Here is a 22,351-nt window from a genome sequence, read left to right as displayed (position 1 = left end):
GGAATAAAACATTGGTTTTTGCAGTGTTAAATACGCGTTAAATGCGACGTTAAAAATCGTTAAATTGAAACTGTTAATTCAATAAATAGTTAATTTTAATCGTTAAATAATTATCAAATCATAACTCAAAACCTAATAAAACAAATGAAAAAGATTTTAACCTTAGTTTTAGTTTCAGTATTAGGTGGAATTATAACATTATCCGCCTACAAGCTATTTTTAGAACAAGACAACAGTGCTTTGGCATCTAATACAAATAATAATGAGCAGGTATCTTTTCTGCCCACAAACAATACTGTAACAAGCGCTTATAACATTTCAAATATTCCTGATTTTGTTGATGCAGCCGAAAAAACAGTACACGCTGTGGTACACGTTAAAAATACAACTATTGTAAAAGGGCCAACTTCATTTGAAGATTTATTCTACGGAAGAAATTCTCAGCGTGCTCAAGTAGGAACAGGTAGTGGTGTTATTATTTCTCCCGATGGATATATTATAACCAACAATCATGTTATTAATGGTGCAAATCAAATATCTATTACTTCTAACGACAATAAAATTTATGATGCTAAATTGATTGGTAGTGATGAAAAAACAGATATCGCACTTTTAAAAATTGATACCGATGAAGAACTTCCTTTTGTAACTTTTGGAGATTCTGATCAAGCTAAAATTGGCGAATGGGTTTTAGCAGTTGGTAACCCTTTTAACCTTACTTCTACTGTTACTGCAGGAATTATCAGTGCGAAGTCAAGAGATTTAACAGGTCAAAACCATCAGTCGTTTATTCAAACTGATGCTGCTGTAAACCCAGGAAACTCAGGTGGTGCTTTGGTAAATGCTAATGGTGATTTGGTAGGAATAAACACAGCTATTTCATCACAAACTGGATCTTACATTGGATATTCTTTTGCTGTACCAAGTAACATTGCAAGAAAAGTGGTTGAAGATATTATGGAGTATGGTGATGTTCAAAATGGAATTTTAGGAGTAACTGGTGGATCATTAAATAGTAAATATGCCGAAGAGTTAGGTGTTGCTACTACTGAAGGATTTTATGTAAACAGTGTTGAAGAAGACTCTGGTGCTGATTTGGCAGGAATACAAAGTGGTGACGTTATTAAAAAACTAGATGATATTAAAATTTCTAAGTTTTCTGACCTAAAAGGATATTTAAGCACCAAACGTCCTGATGATGTTGTAAACGTAACATTATTAAGAGACAACGACACTAAAATTGTTCCTGTAACTTTAATAAGGAATCAAACCTTACAACTTCCTATTATTGGGTTGGTTAAAAATGCCAAAGAGAAAGACTTAAGAAAATTAGATGCTCAAAATGGTGTTAAAATTTCATCGTTAGACAAAACATATGAGCGTTTTTGGAAAAAGAATGGTATTGAAGAAGGAAGCATTGTTACAGCTATAAATGATAAATCTGTAAACAGTATTGATGAAGTAAAACATGCACTTGAAAATAAATCAAGTAATGACCCATTAAAGTTTGAAATTATCAACAAAAATGGAAAAAAAGAGAGCTTCTATTGGAAGTAAACTCATTTTGATAACAATAACTCAAAATCACCCTTTAACAACTTAACAGTTAAAGGGTTTTTTATTTGTTAAAATAGTTTACGAAAACGTTTGAAATATATTACTTTTGCAAAAAATTTCATTTTAACAACACACTAAACATTATAAAATGAGTCTTACAAAAACTTATGAAAGTGAATTGGCTTTTCAAGCAGATCGTAGAAGAGCAACTGTAGAATTTATCAAAATTGTTAGCGACCTTTGGTACGACAAATCCATAGAGCTTGTTTTGTTCAGAAATCAATTAATTGACAGAAATGTTAGTGAGATTTTGAACTTACACGAATATGCTGGCGAGTTTGTACAAAAACCAATTTCTATTTTCGACTCTGTTGAAATCGCTCAGGCTATTAAAACATTAGACCTTCCTCCTGCTAAACTAGACATAGGAAAATTAACCTATGAGTTTCACTTAGAAGATCAAAAATACAGCAATGCAACTGCATTTGTAGCCAACAAACTTAAAGACGCTAGTAAAAACAACTCTATTGAACCTAAAGATGTTGTGCTTTATGGTTTTGGTAGAATTGGTCGTTTGGTAGCTAGAGAGCTAATGACCAGAACAGGAAAAGGAAGTCAATTACGCTTAAGAGCTATTGTTACAAGAGGCGCAATAGACCAAACTGTTTTAGAAAAAAGAGCATCTTTATTACGTAACGACTCTGTTCATGGTGATTTCCCAGGAACTGTTGTTGCCGATGTAAAAAACAGCGCTTTAATTATAAATGGTACAACTGTAAATATTATTTCAGCAAATGCACCAGAAGATATCGACTATACCAAATACGGAATTGATAAAGCCTTAGTAATTGACAATACTGGAGCCTTTAGAGACAATGAAGCTTTAAGCAGACACTTAAAATCAAAAGGTGTTGATAAAGTATTACTTACAGCTCCTGGTAAAGGTGTTCCAAATATTGTTCATGGTGTTAATCATCTTGAAAACAATCCTGACAACATCAATATCTTTTCAGCAGCATCTTGTACAACCAACGCAATTACACCTGTATTAAAAGCTGTTGAAGACACTTTTGGAGTAAAAACTGGTCATTTAGAAACTATCCACGCCTATACCAACGATCAAAATTTAGTTGATAATTTCCATAAAAAATACCGTCGTGGTCGTGCAGCAGCACTTAACATGGTTATTACCGAAACTGGAGCAGGAAGCGCAGTTTCTAAAGCATTACCATCTTTAGAAGGGAAATTAACTTCTAATGCAATTAGAGTTCCTGTACCAAATGGCTCTTTAGCGATTTTAAATTTGGAATTAGAGAAATCAACATCTGTTGAAGGTATCAATACCATTATGAAAAAATATGCACTTGAAGGTGACCTAGTAGAACAAATTAAATATGAAATGAGCGACGAATTGGTATCTAGCGATATCGTAGGTAGCTCTGCTCCTTCAATCTATGATAGTAAAGCAACCATTGTTAGAAAAGATGGTAAAAATGTGATACTATATATATGGTATGATAATGAGTATGGTTATAGCCATCAAGTGATTAGGTTAGCAAAATATATTGCAAAAGTAAGACGCTACACCTATTATTAATAGACTAAAACGTCCAAAACACAAAACCGTTCGTATATAAAATAGCCTCACAAAATGTGAGGCTATTTGCTTAAAAAATAATCAAAAACAAATAGAAATTGCTATATTGTTCAAAATTAACCACAGCTAAAAACAGCCTAACTAAAATGAAATATTTTAAAACCCTTTTTCTTACAACACTTTGCATATTATCCTTTAAAACCCTAATTGCTCAGGAAACTACCGAAGAAGACAAATTATCATTAAACGAAGGGAGTATTGACAATCAATTTGAATTCGTTATACAACGCTCAAACAATTATCAAGAGTATAAAGTTGTAAAAAAGAACTGGTTATATACACTAAAAGCACACACACTAGATTCTCTTAAAGCCATACACAAAGATTTGGCAGACACACAAGCTATAGTAGACAAACAAGCCTTAGAGATTACTGAACTTAAAAGCAATCTTACAAATACCAAAGACACATTAGACAAAACCAATCTTGAAAAAGATAGTATGGCTTTGTTTGGAATGCAAATGAGCAAAGGAGGCTACAATGTACTTATGTGGAGTATTATTGGAGGATTATTTGCACTGTTGCTACTCTTTATATACAAGTTTAGAAATAGCAATGCTATTACCAAGCAAGCTAAAAAATCGTTAGCTGAAACCGAAGAAGAATTTGAAGAACACCGCAGAACCGCTTTAGAAAGAGAGCAAAAAGTAAGACGCCAACTTCAAGATGAAATTAATAAACAAAAAGGCATATAATGATTTGCTTTTTTTAGATGAATACCAAATCCGTAAAGTTTATTACGGATTTTTTTATTTATAAAATAGACCCTAAATAGTTCTGTAACTTGATTTTATAAAATAAAAAACCGAACTTCGTTTAACTGTCGAGATAAATTATTAAAACCATACATATCTATATTATTTTACACAATTCTCGCCTGAATAAGAGACTAATGAAATATACTGAATTAGAAAATCAATTAATAAAGAAACATATAGCATCAGTTGCAATTCCTATAGAATTCACAGTTGAATCTAACGAAAAAATTATTTTATCATTTAAAAATGATAAAGAAATATCTATCAAATTGACCAAGATTTTTCAATATGAAGCTACTGGAAAAAATTCAGATGGTTCATTGGCTGTTTTCAGTAACAAAGATTTTCAACAATTTATAATGGGAATAAGGTCTTGGTTAAAAAAAATAAAAACCGACAACCCAAATATTATAAGTAAAAATACAACTATCGAAAATTTCTCACCGAACTTTTATAATGTTTTTCAAGAGGCTACTATGATTAATTGTCTTAATTATAAAGAAAGTGCAGGAATGGTTTATAGAAAATCTCTGGAAATTATTATTAAAGACTTCTTATTAAAATTTCTACCTGAATTTGAAAATATAATACTTAGTGAGACAGTTGGAGGTTTAGTCTTTTTCTTTTATGATAACATTGAAAATATTCTTTCACCTCGAAAAAAAAGAAAATTTAAGCGTACTGAACATAGTTTTGATGAAATCCAAAATCAACTGAATGAAATTTTACCACTAATTAACTTCGTTAATAATACTTTCAAAATTGGTAATGACTTTAGTCATTATGAAAGAAGATTAGAGAAATACACTACAGAAGATTTAGAGAATAATATAAATCAAATTATTCAATATTTAGAATCAAAATATAGTATAATAGAAACCACAAGGAAATTAGAATTAATTAATAAAAATTTTAAGAATTATAATTTATAAAACACAGTGTACAGCTACGTGTATAGCTCATTACGGTTAATTTTCCTAATCAAAAAATTCTCTAAAATTTACTAACTTTATTTTACAGTCTTTATAGACAATTAAAACTGTTCATATCTTTAAAATGAAAAAGCTTTTAAGATTTTTACTCAAAACTATAATTCTGATTTTACTAATTGGTTTTATACTTATTCAATATCTAAAAAGTGATTTTAATAATCCATTTGACCAAAATCGACTAGCTGAACTAAAGTCTGAAATTAAAGATGCTAAATCTATAACTTCTGATTTTACAAAAGCCTATGAATTAGTAAATCCTATAACAAATACGAACGGAATTCTGTTTGACGGATTAAAAGAAGATTACAAACGAGAATGTCCTTGCCTAAATGTTGCAAGAATGAGTTTTATTTTTGGACAAAATAGATTATTGGGAAATGAATATGTTTTAGCCTGGAAACTTGAAAAAGAATTTACTCAAAAACAATGTCTAGATTATTACGTGAGAAATTTTGATTTTGCGCAAAACAAAATCGGAATAAATGCAGCATCAAATTATTACTTTAATAAAGAAATTTCCGAACTGAATTTTGATGAGAATGCTACTTTGGCTATTATGTTGAAAAATCCATTTTTATATAATCCTATAAGACAACCTGAAAGATTAAAAAATAAATTAACCGAAATAAAAATCAACCATAACAATGGCTATAAGTAATTGCTAGTTCTCGCCTACTTCTAAAAAACAACCTAAGAGTTTAAGATATTTTAATTTTTAAATACTTTGTTTCAGATATATACTCTAATAATGCATAAATAAACAATGCAATTCCTAGCATTTCCAATAACTCCTCAATGGTATAGAAAAAGCAGTACCAAAAATTAGAAACACCATATAGCTCATCAAAATAGCCTGAAACCGCTTCAAAAACAATAGCTCCTGTTATAAAAATGAGTCCTGATACAACAAATAACTTTTTGGTTTCAATTGGCAATCTATTAAACCATTTTATATAAAAAACAGCTATTATTAAAAACAATATGGCATAAGGTATGTACCAAGAGTAGTATAAGAGTCCTGTAGTTTGTAATAAATTATGTGTCGGGTTCCATAAATATTCATGTATTCTAGTAAACTCGTCAACTGCTAAAAACAAAAACACAAAAGATAACCCTAACCAATCGATATATTTAAGGTTCCTTTTCTTATTTCGCATTGCAATAATTAAAAGCAACAAACTAGCTATTGATATAGCTAACGTCGAGTAAAATGTTGGTAGGTTTTCTTCTAAATCAAAATCAAAAAAGACGATTATAATTTCAACTATTCGAGGTTTGGGAAAATCACTGAATTTTAAAAAATTAACAATTATATTACCAATTAATAATAAAAAAATAACAATTAATAACTTCTTAAAAAAAAACTCAGGTTTTATTTTAAACTTCATAACGCTACACTTTAAAATCCTTCTTCAAGCATTAATTTATATGCTTTCACTCCATTTATCACTAAAACAATATTTGCTTTTTTATTCTGAATCCTCAAAAACACCGACAAAAAGCACGTTTTTTTGTTTAAAAGATATTTTTTTAACAAAAATTATTGCAAAACATCAGCATTAGACCCATACAGCATCTATAAATTATTGAATCCATACTATTTATAATTGAAGTTGATTACCTCCTAAAAACATAATCTAATTAAACCTATCTTTGCAGCCAATACTTAAAACATGCGCATAGATATTATAACCGTTTTACCTGAGTTATTAAGTAGTCCGTTTGAAGCCTCTATACTTAAACGAGCTATTGATGCTAACTTGGTAGAAGTTCATTTTCATAACCTTAGAGACTACACAACCGATAATTATAAGTCTGTAGACGACTATCAGTTTGGTGGTGGAGCAGGAATGGTCATGATGATTGAACCTATTGACAAATGTATTTCTGGTTTACAAGCACAACGCAAGTATGATGAAATTATTTATATGACACCAGATGGTGAACGCTTAAACCAAGGTATTGCTAACCAACTATCCTTACACGAAAACATTATTATATTATGTGGTCATTATAAAGGTGTTGATCAACGCGTACGTGATAAGTTTATTACCAAAGAAATTTCAATTGGCGATTATGTGTTATCTGGTGGCGAGTTAGGAGCTGCTGTATTATGCGATGCTGTAATACGTTTAATTCCTGGTGTATTGGGTAATGAAACCTCTGCCCTAACCGATTCGTTTCAGGATAATCTTTTAGCACCTCCAATATATACTAGACCTCGTGAGTATAAAGGTATGCAAGTACCTGAAATTTTGTTTAGTGGTAATTTCCCTGAAATTGAAAAATGGCGCGAAGAACAAGCCTACAAGCGTACACAAGAGCGCAGACCTGATTTACTAGAGGAGTAACACAATATTAATTATCCTTCTTAAATTGAAAGACTAGGTAGTGTATTGTGTTAAGGATAGAAATGGCATCCTTTTTACGTCAGTCAAGGCCTGACGAAGACACGTAAAAAGATATAATGGATAGCCTGACCAAGACAAGTGTTTGCACTTTGGTTTGGGAACACCAAAAAATTATTAATTATTAATTGTACGTTAGTATTTATTAATTATCTTTGCAGCCAATTTCAGATTAACCTCTGGCGAGATCCGTGAATGTTGGTTTGAATCAACCATTTTAAAATTAAACAAAATGAATTCTTTAGTAAAATTTGTACAAGACGAATTTGTAACAAGAAAAGACTTACCTGAATTTGGTGCAGGTGATACAATTACTGTATACTACGAAATTAAAGAAGGTAGTAAAACACGTACTCAGTTTTTTAAAGGTGTAGTATTACAACGTAAAGGATCTGGTACTTCTGAAACATTTACCATTAGAAAAATGTCTGGAACAATTGGTGTAGAGCGTATTTTCCCAATTAACTTACCAGCACTTCAAAAAATTGAAGTTAACAAAAGAGGTAAAGTTAGACGTGCAAGAATTTACTACTTTAGAGGTCTTACTGGTAAAAAAGCAAGAATTAAAGAAGTTAGAAAATAAGCACTTCAAACCATATAATAATAAAGCCTTGATACTCTCAAGGCTTTTTTTATTAACCATTGTTAACAACTTCGGTTCATAAATAGTTGATATCTAATGGTCTAAAAAATTTGCAATTTTCATTTCTTGACCTATATTAGCTAAACGATTAAACAACAACCTTGAGTTGGTCACCATAAAAAAAGGTGTTAATGTTAAAGTCGGAATAAAGTAACGTTCTTTATAAAATTGTTTTTTGAGGTTTTGAAACAGCATGTGTAGGCATGATTAAGTTGAAAAACCATGAAGCTTTTAAAAGTACTGTATGTTTAGGCAGACAAAAACTAGAAAAGTGGAAAGTACTCGAAGGTAACAGGAACGAAAGCGAATGTTAAGATAGGTGCAATGTTTTGAAAAGTAAGTAACGTGAAAACGAAGTTTAACAGACAAAACATCAAGAAAAACAATTAAACTGAAACATTGAATAACAAGTCAATACATTTTGAAAGTTATGGAGATGTTTCATTGATACTGTGAAACTTGAATTGAAAAAGACGATTGTGAATGTAAATTCCAATACGGCTGATTTAGCAGAAGTGTTAATTAGATCACGTAGTAACAGTTTCAGAGAAAGCCATGTCAAGGTAGTTAGCTACAATGATATGGCTTTTGTTTTTTTAACACCTATATTTGATGTTTTAAACAATAATATGGACCTACCACTACTCTTAGATAAAACATTTAGCGCTGAAAACTACACAAAAACCCTTTTACCAAAAGCTGAATACGACAATTGCTCGTTTATAGATTGTGATTTTTCTAATGCTGATGTCTCAAATATTAGTTTCCTGGAGTGTGAGTTTACCAATTGTAACTTTAGTAATACTAACATAAAACACACTACTTTCAATAATGTACAGTTCAACAATTGTAAACTTTTAGGGCTCCACTTTCATGATTGTAATGATTTTTTATTATCCTTTACATTCAATTCCTGTAGTTTAAATCTAGCTTCATTTACAAATCTAAATATTAAAGACACTCATTTTTTAAACTGTAATTTACAGCAAGTAGATTTTACAAAAACTAATATTTCTAAAGCAATCTTTACGGATTGTGATCTTAAAAATGCTGTTTTTGATAACACCAACCTTGAAAAAGCCGACTTAAGGTCGGCAATTAACTACAGCATCAATCCAGAAATTAATACTATTAATCAAGCAAAATTTTCAAAAGAGCAAATTTTTGGGCTTTTAAACACATACAATATCATAATTGAATAATTGCCTATAAACTACAAGGGATAGCCGCTTGAAATTATTATATTTGCAAGATTTTAAAAATACAAAGTTCATAAATAGATAAAATTTAACAACAAATGACAAAATCTTCTACTATATTTTATACAAAAACAGATGAAGCTCCAGCGTTGGCAACTCAATCATTTTTACCAATTGTAAAAGCATTTACAAAATCGTCTGGAATTACTATAGAAACTAAAGATATCTCATTAGCAGGAAGAATTTTAGCAACCTTCCCTGACTTTTTAAAAGAAGACCAAAAAGTAGAAGACGCCTTAGCTAAACTAGGTGAACTTGTTAAATTACCTGAAACAAATATTATTAAATTACCTAATATTAGTGCTTCAATTCCGCAATTAACAGCTGCAATTAAAGAGCTTCAAGAAAGAGGTTACAATGTACCTAACTATCCTGAAGATCCTCAAAATGACGAAGAAAAAGCTATCAAAGCACGATATGACAAAATTAAAGGGAGTGCTGTAAACCCTGTGTTACGTGAAGGTAACTCAGACAGACGTGCACCTAAAGCGGTAAAAAACTACGCTAAGAAAAATCCGCATTCAATGGGAGCTTGGAGTTCAGACTCTAAAACTCATGTTGCTACAATGACTGAAGGAGATTTTGCTCACAACGAAAAATCACTTACACTAGATAACGATACTATTATAAAAATTGTTCATACAGACCAAAATGGTAATGAAACCATTTTAAAAGATAGTTTCCCAATTTTGAAAGGTGAAATCATTGATGGTACTGTAATGCACAAAAAAGCATTATTAAACTTTTTACAAGAACAAGTTAAAGACGCCAAAGCGCAAGGAGTACTTTTTTCATTACACATGAAAGCTACAATGATGAAGGTGTCTGACCCTATTATTTTTGGTCATGCAGTAAGAGTATTTTTTGCTAATGTGTATGAAAAATATGGAGATATTCTTGAAGAAATTGGTGTAGAAGAAAATAACGGATTTGGTAACCTTGTGTCTAAATTAGAAAAATTACCAGCCGACAAAAAAGCTTTAATCGAAGCTGAAATTAACGAAGCTTTCAATAATGGTCCTGCAGTAGCTATGGTAAATAGCGATAAAGGTATTACCAACCTACATGTACCAAGCGATGTTATTATTGACGCTTCAATGCCTGCAATGATACGTACTTCAGGTCAAATGTGGAATGCCGAAGGAAAACAACAAGATACTAAAGCTGTAATTCCTGATAGTAGTTATGCTGGTATTTACACAGCTACAATCGATTTTTGTAAACAACATGGTGCTTTTGACCCAACAACAATGGGAACAGTTCCTAACGTTGGTTTAATGGCTCAAAAAGCAGAAGAATATGGATCGCATGACAAGACGTTTGAAATTACTTCTAACGGAACAGTAAAAGTTGTTGATGCATCATCAGGAAACACATTAATGGAGCACACAGTTGAAGCTGGTGATATTTGGAGAATGTGTCAAACTAAAGATTTACCAATTCAAGACTGGGTTAAACTTGCAGTAACAAGAGCAAGAGCATCACAAACTCCAGCAGTATTCTGGTTAAACGAAAATCGTGCTCACGATGCAGAGTTAATCAAAAAAGTTAACCAATATTTACCACAACACGATACTTCTGGATTAGACCTAAGAATTTTAGACCCAATTGCTGCAACGCAATTCACACTAGAACGTATTAAGGAAGGAAAAGACACCATTTCAGTAACAGGAAACGTATTAAGAGACTACCTTACAGACCTTTTCCCAATATTAGAAGTAGGTACAAGTGCAAAAATGTTATCTATCGTACCATTAATGAATGGTGGTGGTTTGTTCGAAACTGGTGCTGGTGGATCAGCTCCAAAACACGTACAACAACTGCTAGAAGAAAACCATTTACGTTGGGATTCTCTAGGTGAATTCTTAGCCTTAGCGGTTTCTTTAGAGCATTTAAGCGAAACTTTCAACAATAAGAAAGCTCAAGTTTTAGCTGATACTTTAGATGAAGCAACCGGAAAACTCTTAGAAAACGGTAAAGGACCTTCAAGAAAATGTGGTGAGTTAGACAATCGTGGGAGTCACTTCTATCTATCAATGTATTGGGCTCAAGCTTTGGCTAACCAGTCAAACGACAGCGAACTAAAAACTATGTTCTCACCAGTAGCTAAAGCACTTACCGAAAACGAAACCAAAATCGTTGACGAGTTAAATGCAGTTCAAGGTCAAACAACAAATATTGGAGGCTATTACCTAACCGAAGACGACATCGAAAGCAAAGTAATGCGACCAAGCAGCACCTTCAACAATATTATAAACTCAATTTAATATAAGAGCTCCTTTAATTAGGAGCTTTTTTATTTTTAGGGCGTTACCCTTCGGGTCATGCTGTCCGTTATATCTTTTTTGTAAAAACAAAAAAGGATGTCACTACCATCATTAACGCAGCAAAAAAATCATTATTTTTGAGCTATGGACTTTACAAAAACCACAGAGCAAGATTCCAATTACAATCATCTAGAAAAGATGACAATAAACCAGTTATTGACTAACATCAACAACGAGGACAAAACAGTCCCAATGGCTGTTGAAAAAGCAATTCCTCAAATTGAAGCACTTGTAAAAGTAATAGTTGAAAAATTAAAAAATGGAGGTCGATTATTTTACATAGGAGCTGGCACAAGTGGCAGACTTGGAATTGTTGACGCGTCAGAATGTCCTCCAACATTTGGTGTCTCTCACGATTTAGTTATTGGTTTAATTGCAGGAGGAGATACAGCAATAAGAAAAGCAGTAGAATTCGCTGAAGACTCAAAAGACCAAGCATGGAAAGACTTAAAGGAATATGACGTCTCTAAAAAAGATGTAGTCGTTGGTATTGCAGCATCTGGTACAACACCTTATGTTATTGGTGGTTTAGAAAAATGTAATGAAGAAGGCATCGCAACTGGATGCATAACCTGTAATTATAAAAGTCCTTTGTCACTTACAGCTCAATTTCCTATAGAAGTCATTGTAGGTCCAGAGTTTGTTACAGGAAGCTCAAGAATGAAAGCAGGAACAGCCCAAAAACTTGTTTTAAACATGATAACAACAACCACTATGATTCAACTTGGCCATGTTAAAGGAAACAAGATGGTTGATATGCAATTGAGCAATAATAAACTGGTTGATAGAGGTACAAAAATGATCATGAGCGAACTTAACATTCAACAAGAGGAAGCACAACACTTATTAAATAAACATAAAAGTGTACGCTTAGCTATTCAAAACTATAAGCATGGAAACTAAACGAACAAATAAAGAAGTTTTAATACAAGGCCTAAAAAAAATGGGACTCTCTTTATTGTGTATGTTTCTTGGTCCTACTCTAATTTACATCGCATTTAGCAATCAAGAAAAACCACTCTATATTCCTATTTTAATTATTGGATGTTTAATCTGTGGGTTAGCTATCTTTTTTGCTTTTAAAGGCTTAAAAACTATTCTAGATAGTATGTTTAATAATTAGTAATTATACTATAATTTATTCTTAACAAATCTCACCTATCTTAAGCTTTATAAAACAAAAAAAGGCGATGACCTACTCTCCCACTGTTGCAGTACCATCGGCGCTAACGGGCTTAACTTCTCTGTTCGGAATGGTAAGAGGTGAGTCCCAATGCTATAACCACCTTGAATTTTGACCTCTAACTTGATAAGGGATTACAATTCTGTTTATATAAATTTTCTTTCAGAAATAGGCAGAAAACAAAAAAATCCAGACACACCTTCTTTAAATTATATAACAACAAAAATGTGTCTAAAATTAAAAGTTATTTTGAATTAATAAGATGCAATGGTTTACTAAATATTATGTGAGGCTTAATGTCTTCCATTAAAGATTGTATATAGAAAACAACAATAAGGCACTGTGTAAATCATATCTTTTGCTTAATTTTTAATTGTTTTTGTCAACTTTCCTGCTGTTGTTCAAGACAGTTGAAACGAGGTTATTTTTACCCATTTAAGGTTACCTCCTAAAATCATTTCTCAAAATAAGATCTGCTATTTGTTTACAAGCAATTTCTTATGAATAATGTATCCATTATGGTTTAACCACACAATATAAACTCCATTTGAAAAATTGGATGTATCTATTCTTGCTGTTTCCGTATTTACTATTTTTGAAACAATTACTTTTCCATTTATATCAAAAACTATCATTTGTATTTCTCCATGAGGCAAATTGGTAATAGTTACAAAATCTTTAGCAGGGTTTGGGTACATCAACAATTGGTTATCAATAGAATTCTCATCACCAATACTTAAGGTTTCACCAAAATCAGAACTGATAAATCCTTCAGATAAAAGAATGTTACCTGCATTGAGTTCTTGTACGTTTACTTCACCTATGGTATAAAGTACAGTTATATTGCCGTTTGAAGTACTGTTACCACCACTGTCTATGGAGAATTTCTCTATGGTTTGGGCTTGTGTCCATAAGCACCCAAAGCCCATTATGAATGTTAGTATGTTTTTCATTTCAATTTGTTTTATAATTATCACTACTACAAGAGACCTTTAGGTCGTGACAATCTCTTTGAAATCGAAGTCGAAGTTGAAGTCGAAACCGAAAATATTTGATGAGATTGCTTCGTCGCTATGTTCCTCGCAATGAACAATAGTTAAAAAGCCCGAACAGCACGAACCCTGACCATGCTGCCCTTATTGCCGTAGATTTGGTCACCACCGACGAAGTTCTGCCCCCAAGCTCCGTCGAAAGTGTACTCGGTAGAACTCCAATAGTAGGTACTAGCAAAACTGCTGCCTCCATTTGCCCCTGCTGTGGCATCAATAGCTGCTTTGTTTTGATACATCAGGTTTAATTCTTCTCTCGAGGGTAAGTACCAATCGCCATAAGTATTACCGCCTTCTGTAATTTGTAATTCATTACAAATACGGGCTGCGTAGGTGCTACCATCATCACCAAGAGCAACTTGTGCAGCAATAATAATTGATGTGTTGGTCTTACCAGCATACAAGCCATTGCCATATGCTCGTGTATTTCCAACAGTTCCGGCATGCCATCTTACTCCTGTGCTTTGGTCTTCTTTTGCACATACCAGTCCATGCTGTCCTGTTTCATCAACCCAAAATACAATGCCTCCGTGAGCAAAGTCACCTACAGAATAGGTGGTTACACTACTTACACTTTCTGCAGTTTTTGCGTGTATGGCATAAGGTACTGCCATAAACTGCGTCGTACCCATATCGGTAAGGCCACCTCCTGTGTTTATCTGTACGTTTAGGTAGTGGTCGTCTGCACTCCAATCAATGGTGCTGAATGTGCCTGAAATAGGTGTGCCCTCACCAATGTTTAGAACAACAATGCCGTTGGCATCGGTGGTTGGACTGTGGATTTCTTGATATACACTTGTGGCACCTTGTAAAATGGTAAACTGCACCTGTATTAAATCGTTGGCAACCACGTTACCAGAGCCGTCTTTTACAATAGCCTTATAGTTAATACCCTGTTGAGCGAAAATGGTTCCGAAAAGGAAAAACACCATAATGTGTAGTATATGTTTCATGTGAATCTGTTTTTGTTATTTCGTTTTTTATAATTGTCCTATTCAGTTCATTCTTATTACCGAACCCATTTTAAGGCATCAATCTATTAAAAATTGGTTTTTTCTAAATCGGTTTTTGCCTGCAACAGCTTTTTACTGTCAAGTCTTCTACCAGTCAAGGATATGTGATAGCGGTTTTGTTTGATGTATTGCAACTCTGAAAATTGGATGTCTTTAACACGCTCTTCTTTTAATAAAATCCTAACACCTTGATGGTCTTGGGTTTTTGCCCAATTACTATCCCCTTTGTTGTTTACCTCCATGGAAATCATTTTGTGGACGGCATTGACATGCCCAAAACCATAATTTCCGGCACCATCCAAAATTTGGACTGTAATATTTTCGGTTTCATGATTAGGGTTTGTACTTACACTATAGGTTCCTACAACGGTTTGAGCTGCCGGAGAATCTGAACTTCTTAAAGGCAAGCCTGCCAATTGTTTAGGCAATTTAGCCTTGAGTTGGTCTATTTGCAATGGTTCTGTTGTTATCAAATTTTGTTGCCAAGAACCAACTTTAGTTGAATTTTCAAGTTCATCAATCTTTTTTTCAATCAAATTGTTTTCTTTTTCTGAAGATTGCTTGCATGAACTTGTTGCAAATAAGATGAAAATCAGCATCAAAAAAATGGGTCTCATAAGGTTTTGGTTTTAAAATTCAACATATACAAGTCATCTTGTTTTTTCCTATTGTTTAGAAATATTTTGCTATCCATTTAATACCATCTTCTGCTTTAACATTTTTAACTACAACCTTACTGGGTTTGTTGGAGGTAACCTTGGAATTCATTTTATGGATATCTTCAATGGTATAGGCAATAACATTCAATCCTGATTCTAGTTCCAATTGATAGTGGTAGCTGGCGTTTACCGTCTCTTCTGAAAACTGAAATGTAGCAGCGCATTCGGTTTTAAGTGTGGTGGCTTCAGCAACGTAAACTATTTCGTAAAATGTGCCCTCAATGGGATTGTTGTAGGCTTCGTCTTCCATCCAATGCATCAACCTCTCGTCGGTAACGGGAAACAACACGCCCACATAACGGTTTTTGTGCCATAACGAAATGGGGCTTATACTAGTTGCCATAACATTTGGATACTTGGGTTCGTCTTGCCCAATGCAATTAAAACGGAGTGCGTATTTAAAATCGTCCGCTACCATTTGTTTTTCCGTATCGGCAGATTGAAAAGCTTCTTTTTCCGGAAAATTGAATTCCAAAGTACCATTGGTGGTTAATTTCCCAATGGTTACAGCGCTGTCCATCCCCATAGGCCAAAGTACTATGTCCATTTCGGGCATATTCTTTAACGGGTTTTCAAGCTTTCCGGTATGGGTTTGTGTATGCCCCGAAATACATAGTAGTAAACCAAGAAATGTAAGTAATTGATGTTTCATTGTATTTTTTCTTATGTCTTTTTACAAATTGTCATTACAACCCTCACAAGCAGAATAAAACGAAACAATCTTTACTTTGTGGCAATCGGTCGTAACAAGTGTTTCATTGTTCATTTTTCATACCTTGAAATGACATTCCTATATTTATTTGTTTACCACCAATTTTTTATGGGCAAGGTTTCCATTATTAGCTATGCTAACAAGGTACACACCGTTGGCAAGATTGGCAGTATCAATGGTTTCTATTGCTGTGTTACTATTTGTTGAAAACATTTCTTTTCCAGTAATGTCAAAAACTTTTATGTGCGTTTCGCCATAGGGTAAATCTGCCAAGGTAACCAAATCATTTGCTGGATTGGGATATAACGAAACCCTTGAAACTTCGTTGTCTTCTACACTCATGGTGTTTGTGAATTTCATGACCGAAGCTCTTCGGTAGGATAAACCTATTAAAGACGTTTCGCTAATTGCCAAATAAGGCTCGTCACTACTGTTTAGCAATAAAGTTGGATGAAATGCCCTACCTTCTGAAAATCCATGGTTTCCAACTGTTTCCCAATTAGTTCCATTAAACTTGACTACGGTAGCCTTGTCTTCATTATCTCTGTCCATGTAAGCTAAATATGGCACTCCGACACTACTGAATGTGAGTGAGAGCCTAAAAGCCCTATCAGGGGAAAATCCAGCCGAACCTACCGTTTCCCAATTGCTACCATTATATTTCATGACAGTAGCCTTAAATTGATTGGCCTTATCGGTAAAAGCTACATAAGGTTCATCTGTATTACTAAACGCTAACGTGCAATAATCTGCTTCATCATCCGAGAACCTGGGCATGCCAACCGCTTCCCAGCTTGAGCCATTAAATTTCATTACTGTAATCCTCTCGTTTTCCGAGTAGGCACCTCCGTAGTCTTTAAAAACCACATAAGGCACTCCAGAAGCATTAAGCTTCAGGGAAACATCGGCTACTTGATCATCTGAAAACCCAGGACTCCCTACATTCTCCCAATTAGTTCCATTAAACTTCATGACAGTTGCTCCGAGCCCATTACCGTGGTCTCTATAAGCTACATAAGGTACTCCGGCATTGTTGATGGCAAGCGAAGTATGATAAGCTCCAGCAGCAGAAAAACCCGGTGAACCAACATATGTCCAGTTAATTCCATCAAATTTCATGACGCTCGCACGAGATGCACTAACTGAATGGTCTTGAAAAGCTACATAAGGTTCTCCACTATTGTTTATAGCGAGCGAACACCATTCCACAGAATTAGCAGAAAAACCTCGCGTTCCCACGGCTTCCCAATCAGTCCCATTAAATTTCATCACAGAGGCTTTATTCAAATGTAAAGAATCCAAAAAAGCAACATAAGGCTCATCGGCACTATTGAGAGCCATCGAAGTATAACTCACACCTCCGTTTGAAAACCCAGGTGATCCAACATATTCCCAGCTTTGTGCCGAGGACAATGGTATAGTGCATAGAGATAAAACTATAAAAAATGCAAAATTTTGTAATGTTGTTTTCATATATATTTCATGTTTTATTTTAATCTAAAAATTACCCAACCTTAAACGAAAGCGTGGTACTTATGGGTTCTGAATTTGCCTTTACGGGTTTCATTTCCAATTGTATCTCATAATTTCCCGGAGCAAACTTGCCTTTGTTTTTATTGGCCGTTTTTTGAAGCAACGGAATAAAATCGAAAGCTTCCACAGGAACATACATATCACCAGGCAACCATGGCCAATCGTTACGGCTGCTGCTTCCAATGGTTTTTCCGTTAAGGATAATGGTAGTTTTCATTTGAAAGAGCACTAACCCTTCGCTTCCCGAAATGTTTTTAAAACGGAACAGGATTTTGTGCTTGCCATCTCTAAAGTTTTTGAACAGAGCTACTGGTTCCTGTGATTTCAATGTGGTGCTTTTACCCCAACCTTCAACAATAAGTTTACCTGAAAGTGATTGCCCTAAAGCGGTAGTACCATACATACTGAGCATAAAAACAATAGAATAGATAAAAGATTTCATATAGTCAATCGTATTTTATAGTTTTAAATAATCTTTGGTGCTAAACTTATAGTCTAAAGCTTCAATGGCCACACACTCCATAGTTCCCGAAGTGTTTTTTTTACCTTTGTTTGTTTTATCGATCATTTCCATATGCATCAAAAGTGCGCCCTTATAATTTTTGAACTGTTCTTTTATAGGTTCAGGATAACGATCCATTTCTGACTTGAAAACTTGATCAAAACTCACGGGCGCATCTACGGTAGAGTAGGATACAAATGCATACTCATCATTTTCAAACTTTTTACCTATGCAATCGTAACCCAAAAATGTTTTGTTGGGCAAGTCTGTTATGGTTAAATCCTCCAGCGATGGAGATTCAATGTCTTCAATATCCTCCAGGTCTTCGTTCATTTCTAACGAGGTGGCCGTTACCACTTTGTTGCCACCGCTTTCCATAAACATAAAAGTGGCATTTGCATCATCGTCAATAACCATAAAAAAAGGCATACCTGCATCCATTTTCATACCCATATATGTGGCATCAGGCTCCAGAAAATAATCTACGTCCATCTCTCCGCTGGAAGTGATCATTTTCATCTGGTATTTATATGAAAAATGATAAGAATCCGGAACATTTTTAGCATCTACCTTTTTGCCCTTTGCCTGCGTGTTTTTAAGGTTGATGTCAAAAATTTTGTCCATGGAATTGGATGCTTTTTCGGAAGCTTTATCCGCAGTCTTTTCCACAACGGTTTGTTCTACCTTTTCCTCAACGCGCTTTTTTAGTTTTTTTAAGAATTGGGCTTCTGAAGTTTGTGTTAAGCCCAACAACAAAAAGAATACAATGAACCTTGTCTTTTTCATAATGATTGTTTTGAAACAAACTTAACCATCAACACTTGTTTTAAAAACACATATTTAGAATTTGGCTGTCTGGGTTTAGAATTTGGAAAAAGTAGCTTTAGTTAACCAAATTCTAAACCCAGACAGCCAAATTCTAAATTTTGTAGAAAGGAGTAGAAATCATTTTATATATTGTAAGCAATTGAAGGTTAGATGCTTTTGGCTTTAAAATATATGGCAAAATGAAGAAACTGGTTATCATTACGCTTCTCTATCTTTTGGCTTTTTATACCTTATCTGCCCAAATAAAGGCTGATGCTATTGACTCAAGTTTCAAACTAATTGGCAATCCAGAGGTGCAAGCCTTAAAAAGCGTTAGCGATGTTTCGATTGATAATATTATAAAAAGTACTTCTTGGAAAGCTTATGACTCTACTTTTACGGCAAGTAGAGACACAGCAGTTTGGATGAGGTTCAAACTGAAAAACCCTACTCAAGAGATACTTACTACCTATATTTTTTACAGTGGCTCTTATATCGATATTTATCTGGAAAAAGAAGATGGATATCAACATTACAAGAACGGCTACTTCAGGCCATTAAACCAACGTCCTGAACCTAAATCGTATTTTTTTACCGAGCTCTCACTTTCGCCCTTACAACAGTCACAATGCTATATAAAATTGAGTTCTGAATATAAAGCTGTAGGCTCTATCGCTCCCATTCTGTACTCAAAACATGGGTATCTGGAGTTTATGGACAATGCTCAAAAGGAATATGATTCGCCTATAGCGTTTATGTATGTTTATCTAATTTCACTTTGCTGTATTGCACTTTTTGTATTAGTATTCTGCTTTCGCTTGCAGAAACGAATTTATGTCTACTACTTTGGGTATTTATTTTTTCAGATTGTTTATGCGTTTGTGGTCTTACAGGCTACACCTGCCACCATTGCGAACCTTGCCTCATACTTTCCCTATTTTTCAAACTTAATTTCGGAAACCGCACAATTTACCTTTATTGGTTTTTATATTTTGTTTATACAGCATTTGCTTACAGTAAAAATGTTTGACCTAAAATTGGCCAAAACATTAACAATATTTGCTATTATTTGCTTCTCTTATGCCATATTATGGTTTGGGTTTAATCTTTTTGGAGTCGATTTCGAAATCAGAAGAATGTCTAACATTATTATCCGTGCCATTGTTTTACCACTTAATCTATTCTTGTTTTTCTGGATAATTTTTAAGGTAAAACATCCATTACTGAAATATTTTGTTGTGGGACAAAGTCTTTTTTTCATAGGTTCTGTTCTTTCATCCATTGTTTTCTACAGTGGCTTAAACCAAGTACCCAATGGCATTTTTAATTTCCCACACTCGCAAAACATCATCTTTATGGCAGGGCTTTTGGGCGAAGTACTCTGTTTTTCAATAGCTCTAGGAGAAAGTATGTTTCTTGTGCAAAAAGATAAAGAAAAGACGAGCCAAAAATTGATTGAGCAGTTACAGCAAAACCAGATTATGGAAACCAATATGCGAAAGGAATTGGACAAACAAATCAACCAAAAAACTGAAGAACTGGTACAGGTCTACTCTAAAATTGAAAAACAAAAAGAAGAACAACTAAATAAATCGTTTAATGAACGTTTACGAAACATGAAAATGTTGGCATTACGCTCGCAAATGAACCCACATTTTATATTCAATAGTTTAAATGCTCTTAAAAATTTAGTCATGCAATCACGAGAGGAAGATGCTATTAGTTATTTGGATAATTTTTCTTTATTGCTTCGTAACATATTGCAAAACAGCAGTAAAAATAGTATTACCGTAGAAGAAGAACTTGAAATATTAGAACTATACCTTTCTCTAGAAAAAAGAAGGTTAGGGAATAATTTTTCCTATGTCATCCAATGTGATTCCCGTGAAATACTATCACAATATAACATACCACCCTTATTGTTACAACCTTTCGTAGAGAATGCTATATGGCATGGGCTTTATCCAAGTAATAAACCTGAAAAAAACCTTTCATTGGTGTTTGACACTTCCAAACAACTGCAAATTATTATTGAAGATAATGGAATTGGACGAAAAGAAAGTAGTAAGACAAAAAAAACACATCAATCTGCTGGAACCAATATTACAAAGGAACGGTTAACACTTTACAACCATGTAAGTCATACCCAAATGCAACTCAGCATTTTGGACTTGGAAGATAACGGTAAACCTTCTGGCACGCGCATAACAATAACATATAACGATTAGACAATGAAAAAAATTATAATTATAGATGATGAAATACATTGCATAAACGTACTGACAAGTCTTATAAAAAAAGTAAATACTGACTATGAGATTATCGGAACATTTAGCAACCCAGAAACAGGTTTGGAATTTATTAAAACTAATCCACCAGACCTTCTATTTTTAGATATCGAAATGCCCAATCTTAATGGTTTTGCTTTGTTGGATAAAATATTACCCATAGATTTTGATATTATTTTTACAACAGCTTATGACCAATATGCTATTCGCGCCTTTGAGTATAGTGCCATTAACTACTTGCTAAAGCCCATAACAGAGAAAAGCATCGTAAAGGCACTATCCGGCTGGGAAAAACGACGCAAAAAGACCACTATAGAACAATGGCAATTATTACATAACAATATAAACAGTTCGGTAATTAATGCTTCTAGAATTGCATTGCCTACAGCAGTAGGCTACCATATTGTGGATATAAAAAATATTGTACGTTGTGAATCAGATAATAACTATACTTATTTTTTTTTAGTCAATGAAAATAATCTACTTATATGTAAAACCCTTAAAGAAATAGAAAAATTGCTTAGTGATTATGGTTTTTTACGTGTACATCAATCCCATTTAATCAATCCACAATTTGTTAAAGCCATTCTTAAACAAGATGGAGGAACAGTACTTATGAACGATAAAAAAGAAATCCCAGTTTCAAGGCAAAAGCGAAATGAAATTAACAATATCTTGGAATCTATGCTGAGATTTGGGCAATGAAATATTTTTATTATTATTCAAAAAAATCACTTCAAAAAGCACAATAACATACAAATTAATTAAATGTGATTTAACTTAAAAAACATAGAGAGTGAAGGCTTATTATCATATCATTTGAAAAGCATAAAATAAAAAAAATCCCCAACAAATAAATGTTGAGGATTCTAAAAAAGGCGATGACCTACTCTCCCACAGTTGCAGTACCATCGGCGCTAACGGGCTTAACTTCTCTGTTCGGA

The 22,351-nt window shown here is 33.6% G+C and carries 21 protein-coding genes and 2 rRNA genes; 13 read left to right on the top strand and 10 right to left on the bottom strand.

Annotation, left to right across the window (positions count from 1 at the left end):
- The first annotated feature begins 144 nt into the window (after positions 1-144).
- The 5 genes from OD803_RS12700 (at position 145) to OD803_RS12680 (ending at position 5,622) form a co-directional block, all read left to right on the top strand.
- Positions 145-1,557: a trypsin-like peptidase domain-containing protein gene (locus OD803_RS12700; protein ID WP_262733684.1), complete on the top strand. Its 1,413-nt coding sequence runs from the start codon at positions 145-147 to the stop codon at positions 1,555-1,557.
- Positions 1,558-1,705: 148 nt separating this feature from the next.
- Positions 1,706-3,154 (top strand): glyceraldehyde-3-phosphate dehydrogenase, encoded by a 1,449-nt coding sequence (locus tag OD803_RS12695; RefSeq protein WP_262733683.1) that lies wholly within the window; start codon positions 1,706-1,708, stop codon positions 3,152-3,154.
- A gap of 146 nt (positions 3,155-3,300) precedes the next feature.
- Complete coding sequence (locus OD803_RS12690) at positions 3,301-3,909, top strand: tRNA (guanine-N1)-methyltransferase (protein ID WP_262733682.1); 609 nt, start codon at positions 3,301-3,303, stop codon at positions 3,907-3,909.
- 197 nt (positions 3,910-4,106) lie between these two features.
- Positions 4,107-4,904 carry a hypothetical protein gene (locus OD803_RS12685; RefSeq protein WP_262733681.1) on the top strand — a complete coding sequence of 266 codons (798 nt, stop codon included), beginning with the start codon at positions 4,107-4,109 and terminating at the stop codon, positions 4,902-4,904.
- A 124-nt stretch (positions 4,905-5,028) separates the two neighbouring features.
- Complete coding sequence (locus OD803_RS12680; RefSeq protein WP_262733679.1) at positions 5,029-5,622, top strand: transglycosylase domain-containing protein; 594 nt, start codon at positions 5,029-5,031, stop codon at positions 5,620-5,622.
- Between the two features lie 40 nt (positions 5,623-5,662).
- On the opposite strand, the gene OD803_RS12675 is transcribed toward OD803_RS12680, so the two are convergent.
- The gene (locus OD803_RS12675) at positions 5,663-6,352 is read right to left on the bottom strand and encodes a hypothetical protein (protein WP_129760373.1); all 690 of its coding nucleotides are present in this window, start codon (positions 6,350-6,352) and stop codon (positions 5,663-5,665) included.
- Positions 6,353-6,637: 285 nt separating this feature from the next.
- Here OD803_RS12675 and trmD point away from each other — a divergent pair, with 285 nt between their 5' ends.
- The 6 genes from trmD (at position 6,638) to OD803_RS12645 (ending at position 12,724) form a co-directional block, all read left to right on the top strand.
- Entirely contained in the window at positions 6,638-7,315 is a 678-nt protein-coding gene (trmD, locus tag OD803_RS12670) for a tRNA (guanosine(37)-N1)-methyltransferase TrmD (RefSeq protein WP_129760374.1), read from the top strand.
- A gap of 289 nt (positions 7,316-7,604) precedes the next feature.
- Positions 7,605-7,955: a 50S ribosomal protein L19 gene (gene rplS / locus OD803_RS12665; protein ID WP_129760375.1), complete on the top strand. Its 351-nt coding sequence runs from the start codon at positions 7,605-7,607 to the stop codon at positions 7,953-7,955.
- Between the two features lie 539 nt (positions 7,956-8,494).
- Positions 8,495-9,217, top strand: a complete 723-nt coding sequence (locus tag OD803_RS12660; protein WP_332006942.1) for a pentapeptide repeat-containing protein — start codon at positions 8,495-8,497, stop codon at positions 9,215-9,217.
- Between the two features lie 95 nt (positions 9,218-9,312).
- The gene (locus tag OD803_RS12655) at positions 9,313-11,541 is read left to right on the top strand and encodes an NADP-dependent isocitrate dehydrogenase (protein WP_262733677.1); all 2,229 of its coding nucleotides are present in this window, start codon (positions 9,313-9,315) and stop codon (positions 11,539-11,541) included.
- Positions 11,542-11,685: 144 nt separating this feature from the next.
- Entirely contained in the window at positions 11,686-12,504 is an 819-nt protein-coding gene (gene murQ, locus OD803_RS12650; protein WP_262733675.1) for an N-acetylmuramic acid 6-phosphate etherase, read from the top strand.
- Positions 12,494-12,724: a DUF6095 family protein gene (locus OD803_RS12645; protein ID WP_243832958.1), complete on the top strand. Its 231-nt coding sequence runs from the start codon at positions 12,494-12,496 to the stop codon at positions 12,722-12,724. The genes murQ and OD803_RS12645 overlap by 11 nt, the downstream gene beginning before the upstream one ends.
- Positions 12,725-12,783: 59 nt before the next feature.
- Here OD803_RS12645 and rrf (OD803_RS12640) read toward each other — a convergent pair.
- The 8 genes from rrf (OD803_RS12640) to OD803_RS12605 all read right to left on the bottom strand — a co-directional run bounded on the left by rrf (OD803_RS12640) (position 12,784) and on the right by OD803_RS12605 (position 19,098).
- Positions 12,784-12,891, bottom strand: a 5S ribosomal RNA gene (gene rrf, locus OD803_RS12640).
- Positions 12,892-13,260: 369 nt separating this feature from the next.
- Positions 13,261-13,737: a T9SS type A sorting domain-containing protein gene (locus OD803_RS12635; RefSeq protein WP_262733673.1), complete on the bottom strand. Its 477-nt coding sequence runs from the start codon at positions 13,735-13,737 to the stop codon at positions 13,261-13,263.
- Positions 13,738-13,880: 143 nt separating this feature from the next.
- A complete protein-coding gene (locus OD803_RS12630; RefSeq protein ID WP_262733671.1) occupies positions 13,881-14,786 on the bottom strand; it encodes an Lcl C-terminal domain-containing protein in 906 nt (301 codons plus the stop codon).
- 86 nt (positions 14,787-14,872) lie between these two features.
- Entirely contained in the window at positions 14,873-15,463 is a 591-nt protein-coding gene (locus tag OD803_RS12625; RefSeq protein WP_262733669.1) for a hypothetical protein, read from the bottom strand.
- A gap of 55 nt (positions 15,464-15,518) precedes the next feature.
- A complete protein-coding gene (locus OD803_RS12620; RefSeq protein WP_262733667.1) occupies positions 15,519-16,217 on the bottom strand; it encodes a hypothetical protein in 699 nt (232 codons plus the stop codon).
- 144 nt (positions 16,218-16,361) lie between these two features.
- Positions 16,362-17,690, bottom strand: coding sequence for a T9SS type A sorting domain-containing protein (locus OD803_RS12615; RefSeq protein ID WP_262733665.1), 1,329 nt, complete (start codon positions 17,688-17,690; stop codon positions 16,362-16,364).
- 91 nt (positions 17,691-17,781) lie between these two features.
- Positions 17,782-18,252, bottom strand: coding sequence for a hypothetical protein (locus tag OD803_RS12610; protein WP_262733663.1), 471 nt, complete (start codon positions 18,250-18,252; stop codon positions 17,782-17,784).
- Positions 18,253-18,267: 15 nt separating this feature from the next.
- The gene (locus tag OD803_RS12605) at positions 18,268-19,098 is read right to left on the bottom strand and encodes a DUF4412 domain-containing protein (RefSeq protein WP_262733661.1); all 831 of its coding nucleotides are present in this window, start codon (positions 19,096-19,098) and stop codon (positions 18,268-18,270) included.
- 221 nt (positions 19,099-19,319) lie between these two features.
- Between OD803_RS12605 and OD803_RS12600 the strand changes: the two genes are divergently transcribed.
- Both OD803_RS12600 and OD803_RS12595 read left to right on the top strand, forming a co-directional pair.
- Positions 19,320-21,347 (top strand): histidine kinase, encoded by a 2,028-nt coding sequence (locus OD803_RS12600; RefSeq protein ID WP_129760386.1) that lies wholly within the window; start codon positions 19,320-19,322, stop codon positions 21,345-21,347.
- Positions 21,348-21,350: 3 nt separating this feature from the next.
- Positions 21,351-22,112, top strand: coding sequence for a LytR/AlgR family response regulator transcription factor (locus tag OD803_RS12595; RefSeq protein ID WP_262733658.1), 762 nt, complete (start codon positions 21,351-21,353; stop codon positions 22,110-22,112).
- Positions 22,113-22,280: 168 nt separating this feature from the next.
- Here OD803_RS12595 and rrf (OD803_RS14680) read toward each other — a convergent pair.
- Positions 22,281-22,351: ribosomal RNA gene (gene rrf / locus OD803_RS14680) — 5S ribosomal RNA — on the bottom strand; the annotation flags it as partial.

Source organism: Gaetbulibacter sp. NE, assembly GCF_025548475.1.
Taxonomy (GTDB): domain Bacteria; phylum Bacteroidota; class Bacteroidia; order Flavobacteriales; family Flavobacteriaceae; genus Gaetbulibacter_B; species Gaetbulibacter_B jejuensis.
The sequence above is the reverse complement of the archived record's forward strand: the minus strand, read 5'-3'. Positions and strand labels throughout refer to the sequence as shown.

Coding starts and splice junctions, on each gene's coding strand:
- OD803_RS12700 (WP_262733684.1), top strand. CDS start 145: ATGAAAAAGATTTTAACCTTAGTTTTAGTTTCAGTATTAGGTGGAATT.
- OD803_RS12695 (WP_262733683.1), top strand. CDS start 1,706: ATGAGTCTTACAAAAACTTATGAAAGTGAATTGGCTTTTCAAGCAGAT.
- OD803_RS12690 (WP_262733682.1), top strand. CDS start 3,301: ATGAAATATTTTAAAACCCTTTTTCTTACAACACTTTGCATATTATCC.
- OD803_RS12685 (WP_262733681.1), top strand. CDS start 4,107: ATGAAATATACTGAATTAGAAAATCAATTAATAAAGAAACATATAGCA.
- OD803_RS12680 (WP_262733679.1), top strand. CDS start 5,029: ATGAAAAAGCTTTTAAGATTTTTACTCAAAACTATAATTCTGATTTTA.
- OD803_RS12675 (WP_129760373.1), bottom strand. CDS start 6,352: ATGAAGTTTAAAATAAAACCTGAGTTTTTTTTTAAGAAGTTATTAATT.
- trmD (WP_129760374.1), top strand. CDS start 6,638: ATGCGCATAGATATTATAACCGTTTTACCTGAGTTATTAAGTAGTCCG.
- rplS (WP_129760375.1), top strand. CDS start 7,605: ATGAATTCTTTAGTAAAATTTGTACAAGACGAATTTGTAACAAGAAAA.
- OD803_RS12655 (WP_262733677.1), top strand. CDS start 9,313: ATGACAAAATCTTCTACTATATTTTATACAAAAACAGATGAAGCTCCA.
- murQ (WP_262733675.1), top strand. CDS start 11,686: ATGGACTTTACAAAAACCACAGAGCAAGATTCCAATTACAATCATCTA.
- OD803_RS12645 (WP_243832958.1), top strand. CDS start 12,494: ATGGAAACTAAACGAACAAATAAAGAAGTTTTAATACAAGGCCTAAAA.
- OD803_RS12635 (WP_262733673.1), bottom strand. CDS start 13,737: ATGAAAAACATACTAACATTCATAATGGGCTTTGGGTGCTTATGGACA.
- OD803_RS12630 (WP_262733671.1), bottom strand. CDS start 14,786: ATGAAACATATACTACACATTATGGTGTTTTTCCTTTTCGGAACCATT.
- OD803_RS12625 (WP_262733669.1), bottom strand. CDS start 15,463: ATGAGACCCATTTTTTTGATGCTGATTTTCATCTTATTTGCAACAAGT.
- OD803_RS12620 (WP_262733667.1), bottom strand. CDS start 16,217: ATGAAACATCAATTACTTACATTTCTTGGTTTACTACTATGTATTTCG.
- OD803_RS12610 (WP_262733663.1), bottom strand. CDS start 18,252: ATGAAATCTTTTATCTATTCTATTGTTTTTATGCTCAGTATGTATGGT.
- OD803_RS12605 (WP_262733661.1), bottom strand. CDS start 19,098: ATGAAAAAGACAAGGTTCATTGTATTCTTTTTGTTGTTGGGCTTAACA.
- OD803_RS12600 (WP_129760386.1), top strand. CDS start 19,320: ATGAAGAAACTGGTTATCATTACGCTTCTCTATCTTTTGGCTTTTTAT.
- OD803_RS12595 (WP_262733658.1), top strand. CDS start 21,351: ATGAAAAAAATTATAATTATAGATGATGAAATACATTGCATAAACGTA.